Here is an 11,591-nt window from a genome sequence, read left to right as displayed (position 1 = left end):
ATAAATATGTTTTATTTTATATTTTTTCATAGACTTATTTCTTTCATTGCTAACAAGGAATCTTAATTATTTCAAAATTTCTAAATGGGGTCTTACCAACAAAACGCGGAAAACATACGCTAAGAGAATTTTGGGAGGAAAAAAGCCGATTTTCCCTACCTAAGGAATCATCGGCCTTTAGTATTATTGAATAAGAGGGCGTAGTGAATATAAACTTGCTACTTTCTTCATATCAAATGTGTATTCGCCAAGAAAATTAATATGTTCCCATCCCAATGGAGAAATATGTTTTAGCAGGTCTTCTCGTAAACTTATATTTGTACACAGCTGCCCTATCTTTTTCAATCCCTAGTCGTACGAGGGAACATCCGCAAGCAGGACAGATTAATGTTTGCATATTTTTCCCTCCTAGAATGATGAATTTTTTTATTCAATACCTCCATGATTTATGGATTTTAACTGTATTTTTGTACTGTTTTTCCGTCTTTAAAGCCTTCAATCGTAGCATCGAATAAATACTCCGGTACCATGGCATATACGGATCGGCTCCTTAGTACAGAAATACCGGGTATTTTTGTAGGTTTTACCACCTTTGCATACTTCGCGTAGTTAGCGGTCAGAGATATAAGAAATCAGGTATAAAAGAGGGAAACCTGTCCTGAGCTGGCCCTGGGTTTCATCTTTCAGACCTGTGGCTCCTTCTGGTATCGTGGTTACTTGCGACTAAATGTCACAGCATGACCCATTGGCAGGTCTAGATTCCTCGTAACGCGTCCCCATTAGGCGACCCAGTTCAAAGGCATCTTCTACAGATAACACTTTTCCCCCTGGATGTTGGTCAAGCCAGTCTTCGGCTGCATTCGGTGAGCTGAAGAAATGGACTTCGTTGCAGAATGCCGTACGAATCGAGGACATATCATCTGGCGTCACGATTGAGACAACGGCAGTGGAAGGTTCCACGCTTACAATGTGGTCCGGTTCCACATTCAACCGTATAGGTTCTCCGGTGCTGTGACAGGGTGACTCGATGTTGACCGAACGACCGATGAGTGCTGGAAATATAAGTGTGTCAAGGGCGCACCAGGCATATAGTTGCTTCCCATCAACCGTAAAGTGGTGAGGGGTAGGGATAAGGGTAAGACCTAAACCAACGACACGGCCTTGTTCGTCGATTTCCACGCTTGGCAGAGACTGGAGAACTTTCTTCACCTCTTCAACAGGTTTTCCGGTCGTTGTCGCCATATCTTCAATGGTGACAGACTCCCCCCCTGCTAGCATTTGTAACAACGGGCGAAACAGCCACTTCATGGATTCTCCTCCCTCTCCCTTGTTCGACTGTTGGTCAAGTCGGGTTACGATTTCCTGAATTTCAGTTTTCATGTCTTTTTCCTCCTTTGTTATTTTTTGTTCCTATTATTATTTTCGATATTACTTTTCATTACCTAAAAACTCCATTTGTTGGACTAATTGACCGATAAAAGCATCCTTTTCATAGCTTGTCTGATTTTTGAAACTTCATGGGCTCTACCCTATGATAAAAATTTTTTCAATTCGTTTCCAAAAGAGAGAGCTTGTTCCAAAGTCATAATTTCCCCTTGCAATTTTGGATGTTCTTCTTTCCACTTGTTTGCATGCTCAACTGAGCTAAAATAGTGAATTTGTTTACATGTTCCTCCGGCCCATGGAGCCTCAGAATCAAACGGCACTGTCCAGATTACTGTTGAATCAGGAGTTGTTTTTGCTAATTTTCCATTTCGGACAGTTACCTCAATCGGTTCACCTGTGTACGCACAACGGGAATGTATATCGACATCAGCAACCAGAGCAGTTGACAGCTCCAATGTCGATATTGCACACCAGGCAAATAAAGTTCGTCCTCCTAAATGAATCTGGTTAGTAGTCGGTATAATCGATAAGCCCAATGCCCCTACTATTTTTTGATCCGCCTCCCGAACGATCATCTGCCGTTGGGCTAATATCTTCACTACTGACTGAACTGTTTTTGTATTAATTCCCGTTTGATTTATTAAAGAACTTTCTGTAACTGCCTGCCCATCACGAATGGAGAAAAAAATTGTCCGAAGAATAGGCACTGATTCTTTAGGCAGCTTAGCTAACAATAGTTCATAAAATTTTTTGAGTTCTGTTTTATTCTTCATTGTTTAAATCCCTCCATTTGATTGAATGCCTCTTTCGGGGAATCAAGGTACGATTCAATGTGTTTACGCAACTTTTGTAGTTCGTTGATTTGTTCGTCTATCTTGGTCAGTTTATCTTTTAACAAATGTTGTAGATGCGGTTCTATCTCCACCGTATTTTTTTCGAAAATCACTATTAAATCTTTCATTTCCTCCAGTGATACGCCTAATGATCGGAGTTGTTTAATACCATTGATACAAAACACATGCTCTTGGTTATAAACGCGGTAATTACCTTCGCTACGCTTTATAGAAGGCAGTATCAATTCCTTTTCTTCATACAGTCGAATGGCTTTTCGACTGACTCCTGTTTGTTGGGCTAGTTGACCAATCGTTAAATCCTCCATTATCTCCCCCCTTTTCGTTAACTGGAAGACCATCACTGAATTAACTAGAGTTTACAACGTTCACCTTAGGGGAAGGTCAAGTGCAATTTTATAATTTAAATACAAAGTTTAATCAGGAGATAGAAGTAACATCATCTTTAAAATGGTGTTATTGCAACATTTCTATAATAAACTCGACATGAAAACCGTTTCCTTGATACTAGCGAGTATTATATGGTAACCCAAGGCTACCTTCGCGAATGGGTTTGCTTGGGGTAATGTAATTTATACATTCAGATTTTAAAGAATCCTCAATTAAAACAACTTATGGAAATCTATCGTCGGGATGTATGCGAACCCAATCTAACAGAGTTATATCAAATTTTAATTCGTCTTGGTTACACTGTTCCAGCTCCATATAATGCTATTTCGGAATCAAAAACAGTTAAGGAACTAGGAGATATTCAAACGCCTGTTTATAGATGACCAGAAGATACTCATTGGACATTATTTCGCCGTACAGGGATTTATGGACTTTGGAATACTGGGGCAATTTCGAGCCATCGAGCAGACGTAAGTGATGCATTTATTCGTAATTATCATCGTGCAAATCGTTGCACCTAGCCACTGACTCAATGGCTGTTAAAAAGGGATTTATTCCTCTGCCACCATTAGTCATTCCTCGATAATTTGTAGAGAAACTCAATCCTTTTTATTAAGTAAGTTTTATAGATTTCAATAGCAAGAAGACTTAACCAAAGTGCACAGATTGTTGACATAATAAACCGTGTAAAACAAATATGCTATATAAATATTTCATTTCCTTAAACAGTTTAAAGTTAATTTGGCAAAGTACGGAAAACCTTATTCATAAAACAGAAAAAAGATTCCTGAGCAATAATCAGGAATCTTTTTTCTAACTTATCCAGCACAGCAAGATAATTTCGAAACATCTTTATCAAAAGTTAGGACAGCCAGCTTCAATCCTTCTGCCATTGTTAGATATGGAGCCATCGTTTCTCTCAGATCTCCAACAGTTAAACCGAATTTCACAGCTAATGTTGCTGCATAAATTACGTCTCCTGCGTTTTCTGCCACTACATGCGCCCCTAACACTTTCAATGTTTTCGCGTCTGCCACTAATTTGAAAACACCTGTTGTTTCCCGATTAACGAGCGCTCTTGGAACAGCATCCAACGGCAATACCGATGTTTTCACTTCATATCCTTTTTCTTTTGCCTGTTGCTCCGTTAAACCAACCGTTGCAATCGATGGAGAAGTAAACGTAACGCCTGGAACCACTTCTAAATTGACCTTTTGATTTAGTCCTCCGATTGCATTACGAGCAGCAAGTCCACCTTCATAAGCAGCTACATAAACAAATTGGGGACCGGGAGTGACATCTCCAGCTGAATAAATTCGGGAATTGGTCGTTTTAAGATAATCATCAATGACAATTTCACCACGGGAACCAACTTCAACGCCTGCTGCATGTAAGTTTAATGATTCTGTATTTGGTTTTCTTCCAGTGGCAATTAGCAATTGTTCTGCTTCAATAATTCGCTTTTTACCATTTATCTCAACATGAACTTTTTTAATGTCTCCATCTTGCTCAACTCGTTCATAGGTTGCACCTGTTACTAAATTAATTCCCTGTTCTGTTAAGGCCTTAGTAATGGCTTCTGAAATTTCAGGATCGTATTCTTTTAATAGACGCTCGCTTCTTTGAATCAAAGTGACTTCTGACCCGAGGTTATGAAATAGTTGTCCTAATTCCATGCCGATATATCCTGAACCAATTACGGTAAGACGATTTGGAACCTTCTTTAATTCCAATAAGCTAGTGCTTGTTAAATAATCTACTTCATCTAATCCGGGAATATTAGGTGCAGTTGAAGAAGCACCTGTAGCTATTAAAAATCTTTTGGCTGTGATTTGATTGCCATTTACTTCAACTGTATTTTCATTTACGAATTTTGCTTCACCTTTTATTAATTCAAAACCATAATCATCAATTAAATTCACATATTTTTCATTTCGCATCTCGGTTACTAAATCATTCTTTTGTTTTACTAATGGCGCTAAATCAACATTTGAAGCCGAAGTGTGTAATCCCACAAATGGATTATTTTTTGCTAGATGATTGATTTCCCCTGCTCTTAATAAGGTCTTAGAAGGAACGCATCCGACATTAACGCAAGTTCCACCCACCGTTCCACGCTCAATCATAGCCACTTTTGCGTTCAAAGCAACGGCTTCAATGGCAGATGAAAAGGCAGCTCCACCAGAACCGATGATGATGTAATCATAATCATAGTTACCTTCATCATTTAAACTTACATCTGTCCTTTTTTCCGATTGCACTTGTATTTCTTCTGCTTCGCCCGGTTGATATTGTGCGTCAGTAATCGCTGTTTTCGCGATATCAATGTCTACATCATACGGTAGTTCAAACAGTGCTTCTCCGCGACGAAAGTCTACTTCAATCCCTTTTGCACCTGCATTTTCAAGAGCAACCGCAATATGTTCTTCACAACCAGTGCAGGTCATTCCTTCAACGTTTAGCCGATATTTTTTCAATAAATTCGTCTTTTGTTCCGATTGAAATTCTTCTGCTTCGCCCGGGTGATAGTTTGCGTCAGCAATCGCATTTTTCGCGTCTTCAACTTTCACGTCATCAGGAAGCTCAAATACAGCTTCTCCACGGCGAAAATCTACTTCAATCGCTTTTGCACCCATGTTTTCAAGAGCGACAGCTACATGCTGTTCACAACCCGAACATGTCATTCCTTGCACGTTCACTCGATATTTTTTCATGGTAAAAATATCCTCCTTTTATTCGACGGGGAGACCCAAGTCTGAAACCTCCGTCTTAATTGCATCTAAATTGGTTTTCGTATCATCAAAAGAAACCGTTACTTCCGCGGTGCTTCCATTAACTTTAATGGCTGTTTTGCCAGCACCTTCAACCTGTGCAATGGCATCTTCCACAACTGATGGCGGGCAGCAATCCATCCCTGCTATAACCATGAATGTCCCCGTCTTCTCAGCTTCAGTAATAGCTTTTACATCCTTCTCTGAATTCATAGCAGTTGTTTTCACTTCACTCTTAGATACTTCAGTTTTTTGGACTTCTTGTTCGTTACTGCATGCACTAACCACTAGCATAAGGGATAGCAACATCATAATCCTGATTATTTGTACTTTCACATAATACACCCCATTTTTTATAGTCAACTTTCAACTGAAAATAAGAAAAGAAACATGGTAAAAACAAGGAACGTTGTAATCCATAAGCCAATGACAGAACTTTTCCTTTTACCCTTTCTTCCATAAACCATATAAAAGGAGTACGCAAGAAGGACAATGGTAACGATGCTGAACAATAACCGATACTTCAACGAGTAGAATGCGATTGCGCCTGCAAACCCAGTGAGTCCAAGGGGAATCAAGATTAGTGGACCCAGGCAACAACCCGCCATAACAAAAGCTGAAAATACAGTGGCTACTTGTGAAACTTTTTCTTTCATGACTTGAACTTCTCCATGCTGCAACAATCATGTGTGGTTGTATCTTTCTTTGTTTCCTCTTTTGTTTCTGGATCAAGTTTTCTCCAGCCCTTGAAAAGAGCGAAAACGAATAACAGACCCATCATGATGAAAATAACATTTTTAAATTCCGTGAAGTATGATCCCAGTGCTGTTCCTGCAATCAACGGAAGTAGTAAAAACAGATGACACGGGCATGTGATGAGTGCGACAAGAAACCAACCTGAACTTTTTATTATGTTTTTCATTTCTGTTTCACCTCTTATTTCTTCATCAGTGTTTCAATAATGGGGCATTCGTAAATATCTTTGTTTTCGGGACATCTTTCTTTAAGATCCATCAGCATTCGTTCAATCCTTTTAAGATCTTCAATTTTACGTTGAATGTCCTCTATCTTCAAAATAGTGAAATCATACATATCACGACACTTCGCTTCATCGCGATCGACAACCCCTAGCAATTTATCAATTTCATTTAAGGTAAATCCTAATTCCTGCATTCGTTTTATGAAATGCAATCGATCGACCGTTTGTTGGGAATACATTCGGTATCCTTTTTCCGTACGTTCAGGCTCTGGAATTAAGCCTAAACGCTCATAATATCGAATGGTCTCCTTGTTAACACCGCACTTGTCAGCCAGTTCTCCGATACGAAATTTCATACGTCTCACCTCACTTACAGCATAAACCACGTACCTTAGTACAGGGTAAATATATAGTTTACTTCATTCATGAGATTTTACTTACCCTTAGAGCCAGATAACGTGCCGCCAAAAACAGCAGCCCCAACCTCAAAGGCTTCCGCAAGAGTCAGCTTGTCCTTCGCCGTTGTTGAATTCTTTTCATTCGCTTTTTGCCAATGTTCCTCAGAACAATAAAATTGAATGGCTGGGCAACAGCTGGTAGAAATGGACGTTGGCTCATTCGATTCGCAAGAAGAATCGCAGCATGCGTTGGTATCGGCAGCATCCGTTGTTCCCAAGCCTACAACCACGGTATCAGGATTGGCAACGGGCATGTTGTTTTTCACATCGATGGTAATCTTTTCACCGCAAAATGCACATTCCGATTCAATAACGGCATCTGTAAACATCGATGGAATGCCAAGGGCATCAATCGCACACATGGAATAAGCTGGCAACATTCCAGCCAATGTAACACGGTGTGGAGTCGGAACTCCTGAAAAAGGATACGCCACGTTCACATCCCCAGAGTTTTGGTCCCAGTGAATTAAATCCAATTCCCTTAAACGTTGAAGAGCAGATTGGACATCAATTTGTTCCTCTGTTGCAGTTAAATCATTGATGTTGACGATTTTTCCCTCAGCCATGAAAAGAAGAATGTCTAAACGGATACTATTTTCTGAAGGAGACAATAAACGGATTTTTCCCTCAAATCCTTCTTCTGGCAAACCAAGTGATTGTAACACCTTGTCCTTTAACGAAGTATTCAAATGATTTTGATTCATGTTGCTGCCTCCTCTATTTGATCTGCAATTATTTACAGGAATTTTTCTTCCTAGTACAGAATAAACCCTGTACCATAGTACAGGGTCAAGTATGATTTATTATTTTATCTTCTAAAACTAAACTATCCCATTAGTTAAGTATAACCTTACCATCTATTCTGAAATTTAACATAGATATCCAATTTTCTTTAAAAGTGTTGTTCCACAATCTGGCCCGATTATTGAACAAAATTAAAAAAGCCATTTAATTCATTAGTTCATGGACAAATCACCATAAACGACCGTTTTTGGTTATGAATAGAGAACTTCTCTAAAAACCTTAAAAACTACTTAAATACATAACCAAAAATATAACCAAAATCAAAAGACCAATATATCTATCTCTACCCCCTTTTTGGTATAGTTAAGGCATTAATAAGGGGGGATTCTTGTTGAAATTTGGATATGCACGTGTCAGTACACAAGATCAGTCATTATCGTTACAACTTGATGCATTGGCTCACTACGGAGTGGACCAGACTTTTGAAGAAAAAGAATCAGGTAAGAAAAAAAACCGACCACAGTTAGATGACCTTCTTAAAGTTTTACGTAAAGGCGACACGGTGGTTGTCTATAAATTAGATCGTATCAGTCGTAGTACCAAACATTTAATTGAGCTTATGGAACATTTTGAAGCAAAGGGAATTCATTTTGTCTCCATTCAAGACAAGATTGACACAACAACTGCTATGGGACGTTTCTTTTTCAGAATGTTGGCCAGCATAGCAGAATTAGAACGTGATATTATCAGTGAACGAACGAAAGATGGATTGACGGCTGCTAGAGCTAGGGGAAGAAACGGAGGAAGACCGAAAGTTGATTTAAAGAAAATAGAACTTGCTATAAAAATGTATGAAAGCAAAGATTACTCTTTATCTCAAATTAAGACGGCAACAGGGATTGGAGCAACAACCTTATACCGTTATCTAGATAAGAAAAAGATATCTGGCAAGGAGTTGTAGCATGAGAGGGAAAGAATTACTAACAGAAGATCAAAGAACGGAATTTGTACGAATTCCAGCTGATATGAGCGAAAGTGAACTAGAAACTTATTATACTTTTTCACAATATGACCTTGAAATTATTAAACGACACAGAAGAGATCATAATCGATTAGGCTTTGCTGTTCAATTATGTGTTCTACGCTATCCTGGATGGTCCCTTTCAGATGTTGGACCTATTCCAGATTACATAATCGAATACATAGCTAGCCAAATAGATGTTAATCCTAATTCATTTTCTTTATATGCCCAACGAGAGCCAACTAAACATGAGCATATGGAAGAAATCCGTCAAGTTTATGGTTATCAAAATTTTTCCTTAGGGAACTATCGCAAGGCAGCTCAGTTTCTTTTGAATCATGCCCTTCAAAATGGAAATTCAATGTATCTTCTTCGTACAGCACAAGAAGAACTACGTAATCAGAAAATTATTCTCCCTGGCATGACTACTATAGAAAGGCTTGTTTGGGAAACTCGTCAACGAGCAGAGGAAAGGATTTTTAAATCATTAACTTGTACTCTTTCCAAATGGCAAAAACAAAAGTTAGATAAACTTATAGATCCATTTGTAGACAATAGAAAAACCCCTTTAGCATGGCTGAGGGAGCTTCCCGGCCAATCTTCACCTGAAGCCTTTTTAAAAGTCATAAAGCGCTTAGAATATATTCGAGAATTAAAATTAGAAATAAATACAGAACAAATCCATCCCAATCGGTTACTTCAATTATCTCGTATTGGAGCACGGTATGAACCACACTCATTTCGAAGATTTAAAGAAATGAAGAAATATGCAATTCTTGTTGCCTATCTAGTAACACTAAGCCAAGATCTAATTGACCAAGCAATTGAAATTCATGATAGACAAATGATGATTTTACAATCAAAGGGTCGTAAAACACAAGAGGAAATGCAAAAAGAAAATGGAAAAGCAGTGAATGAAAAAGTCGTGCATTTTGCAGATATTGGTGCTGCACTTATTCAAGCACGAAATGAAGGGCTTGATCCATTTAATGCTATTGAAATGATTATGCCGTGGGATAAAATTGTTTCTTCCGTTGAAGAAGCCCAAAAATTAGCCCGACCGATGGATTACGATTATCTAGATTTGTTAGAAAATCGGTTTTCTTATCTAAGAAAATATACTCCTACTTTTCTTAAATCTCTTGAATTTCGTTCTACACAAGGTACAGAGCCATTATTGCAAGCCCTAAAAACGCTAAATGAAATAAATGAATCTGGTAAAAGAAAAATTCCAAATGATGCCCCGGTAGATTTTATTCCTAAACGTTGGAAGAAGCATGTTTATGGTGATGATGGAATAATTAACCGGCACTATTATGAGATGGCTGCACTAACAGAGTTGAAAAATCATATTCGTTCAGGCGACATATCCGTAGTCGGTAGTAGACTTCATAAAGATTTTGAAGAGTATCTTGTTCCTAAAAAAGATTGGACAACAACTCGTCTTACGGAAACTAAACTAGCCGTTCGTTCATCGGCAGATGAATATATTGAGGAAAGAAGAAAGTCACTAGCTCAACGCCTTACATGGGTTTCAAATAATCTTGATTCTCTAGAAGGAGTAAATATCGAAAAGGCTAAGATCCGAGTGGACCGTTTGGAGAAGAATACACCCGAAGAAGCGAGAGCTTTTAGCCTGTCTTTATATAATATGTTGCCAAGAATAAAGCTCACTGATCTTTTAATGGAGGTAGCACACTGGACAGGATTTGATGAAATGTTGATACATGCCTCAACCAATCGCCCACCAAAGGGAGAGGAAAAAGTAGTTCTCATGGCTGCTCTCATGGCGATGGGAACTAACATAGGTCTTACTAAAATGGCAGAAGCGACACCAGGAGTTACCTATCATCAAATGGCTAATGCAGCGCAATGGCGTTTATTCGATGATGCTATAAGTCGTGCACAAGCGACATTAGTAAATTTTCAACATAAGCTTAAACTAGCTTCCTATTGGGGAGATGGAAGTACCTCTTCCTCTGATGGAATGCGCGTACAGGTTGGTGTTTCATCGTTACATGCCGATGCCAATCCACACTACGGGTCTGGAAAAGGGGCAACCATTTATCGATTTACTAGTGATCAATTTTCAAGCTTTTATACGAAAGTCATTAATACCAATGCTCGTGATGCTGTACACGTTATCGATGGATTACTTCATCATGAGACAGATTTAAATATTGAAGAGCATTTTACAGATACAGCTGGCTACGCCGACTCAGTATTTGGATTGAGTCATTTACTAGGATTTCGCTTTGCACCAAGGCTACGTGATTTAGCTGACTCTAAGCTATTCACCATCCAAATGCCTAATGAATTCCCAAAACTAGAAAATATACTCCGTGGTCGTATTAATACTAAAATTATTCAAGAGAATTTTGATGACGTATTGCGCGTAGCTCATTCTATTCGAGAAGGAAAAGTGTCTGGTTCACTTATTATGGGGAAATTAGGGTCATATGCGAGACAAAATAAACTTGCAACTACTTTGCGAGAAATGGGGAGAATCGAAAAGACCATTTTTATTTTGGATTACATATCTAACGAAACACTACGCCGTCGAATTCAGCGAGGACTAAATAAAGGGGAAGCCATGAATGGGTTAGCAAGAGCCTTATTCTTTGGAAAACGAGGTGAGTTACGAGAACGAGGAATACAAGACCAACTACAACGTGCAAGTGCTTTAAATATTCTAATAAATGCTATTAGCGTATGGAATACCGTTTATCTTACAGAAGCAACAAAATTATTGAAGGAAAAGGGGAATTTGAGAGAAGATTTACTTAAACATGTTTCTCCGTTAGGATGGGAACACATTAATTTTCTTGGTGAATACAACTTTGATGCAAGTAAAGTAGCAAGTCTACATTCACTACGCCCTCTTATTCAATAATACTAAAAGCCGATGATTCCTTAGCGTAGGAAAAATCGGCTTTCTTTATGTCGAAATTTGCTTAGCGTATGTTTTCCGCGTTTTGTTGGTAGGACCCC

12 protein-coding genes and 2 pseudogenes are annotated in these 11,591 nt (G+C 38.6%); 2 read left to right on the top strand and 12 right to left on the bottom strand.

Annotated features, from left to right (window positions below):
- Window positions 1-183 precede the first annotated feature (183 nt).
- The 12 genes and pseudogenes from FOT98_RS26355 to FOT98_RS26310 all read right to left on the bottom strand — a co-directional run.
- Window positions 184-309, bottom strand: a pseudogene (locus tag FOT98_RS26355) (hypothetical protein); the annotation flags it as partial.
- Window positions 257-397: a hypothetical protein gene (locus FOT98_RS32585; protein ID WP_162493026.1), complete on the bottom strand. Its 141-nt coding sequence runs from the start codon at window positions 395-397 to the stop codon at window positions 257-259. The gene FOT98_RS32585 and the pseudogene FOT98_RS26355, both read right to left, overlap by 53 nt.
- 326 nt (window positions 398-723) lie before the next feature.
- A complete protein-coding gene (locus FOT98_RS26350; protein WP_000845541.1) occupies window positions 724-1,380 on the bottom strand; it encodes an organomercurial lyase MerB1 in 657 nt (218 codons plus the stop codon).
- A gap of 149 nt (window positions 1,381-1,529) precedes the next feature.
- Window positions 1,530-2,159, bottom strand: coding sequence for an organomercurial lyase MerB2 (gene merB2, locus FOT98_RS26345; protein ID WP_000792368.1), 630 nt, complete (start codon window positions 2,157-2,159; stop codon window positions 1,530-1,532).
- Window positions 2,156-2,545 (bottom strand): mercury resistance transcriptional regulator MerR2, encoded by a 390-nt coding sequence (gene merR2, locus FOT98_RS26340; protein WP_000389892.1) that lies wholly within the window; start codon window positions 2,543-2,545, stop codon window positions 2,156-2,158. The genes merB2 and merR2 overlap by 4 nt, the downstream gene beginning before the upstream one ends.
- Before the next feature lie 900 nt (window positions 2,546-3,445).
- Window positions 3,446-5,104 (bottom strand): mercury(II) reductase, encoded by a 1,659-nt coding sequence (merA, locus tag FOT98_RS26335; protein ID WP_033665599.1) that lies wholly within the window; start codon window positions 5,102-5,104, stop codon window positions 3,446-3,448.
- 57 nt (window positions 5,105-5,161) lie between these two features.
- Window positions 5,162-5,341: pseudogene (locus FOT98_RS33590) on the bottom strand (heavy-metal-associated domain-containing protein); the annotation flags it as partial.
- 18 nt (window positions 5,342-5,359) lie between these two features.
- Window positions 5,360-5,734 (bottom strand): mercury resistance system substrate-binding protein MerP, encoded by a 375-nt coding sequence (gene merP / locus FOT98_RS26330; protein WP_000867937.1) that lies wholly within the window; start codon window positions 5,732-5,734, stop codon window positions 5,360-5,362.
- 23 nt (window positions 5,735-5,757) lie between these two features.
- Complete coding sequence (gene merT / locus FOT98_RS33510; RefSeq protein ID WP_000660891.1) at window positions 5,758-6,054, bottom strand: mercuric transport protein MerT; 297 nt, start codon at window positions 6,052-6,054, stop codon at window positions 5,758-5,760.
- A complete protein-coding gene (gene merE, locus FOT98_RS26320) occupies window positions 6,051-6,338 on the bottom strand; it encodes a mercury resistance MerE (RefSeq protein WP_254912385.1) in 288 nt (95 codons plus the stop codon). Before merE ends, merT begins: the two co-directional genes overlap by 4 nt.
- Entirely contained in the window at window positions 6,335-6,733 is a 399-nt protein-coding gene (gene merR1 / locus FOT98_RS26315) for a mercury resistance transcriptional regulator MerR1 (RefSeq protein WP_000672080.1), read from the bottom strand. The genes merE and merR1 overlap by 4 nt, the downstream gene beginning before the upstream one ends.
- 77 nt (window positions 6,734-6,810) lie before the next feature.
- Window positions 6,811-7,539, bottom strand: a complete 729-nt coding sequence (locus tag FOT98_RS26310) for an organomercurial lyase MerB3 (protein ID WP_001073002.1) — start codon at window positions 7,537-7,539, stop codon at window positions 6,811-6,813.
- 431 nt (window positions 7,540-7,970) lie between these two features.
- Between FOT98_RS26310 and FOT98_RS26305 the strand changes: the two genes are divergently transcribed.
- Window positions 7,971-8,540, top strand: coding sequence for a recombinase family protein (locus FOT98_RS26305; protein WP_000668443.1), 570 nt, complete (start codon window positions 7,971-7,973; stop codon window positions 8,538-8,540).
- Window position 8,541: 1 nt separating this feature from the next.
- The gene (locus FOT98_RS26300; protein WP_046199625.1) at window positions 8,542-11,493 is read left to right on the top strand and encodes a Tn3 family transposase; all 2,952 of its coding nucleotides are present in this window, start codon (window positions 8,542-8,544) and stop codon (window positions 11,491-11,493) included.
- The last annotated feature ends 98 nt before the right edge of the window (window positions 11,494-11,591 follow it).

Source organism: Bacillus sp. HY001 (assembly GCF_007558965.1).
GTDB classification, from domain to species: Bacteria; Bacillota; Bacilli; order Bacillales; family Bacillaceae_G; genus Bacillus_A; species Bacillus_A mobilis.
Note: the sequence above shows the minus strand (reverse complement) of the source record. Positions and strands in the feature narration are given on the sequence as shown.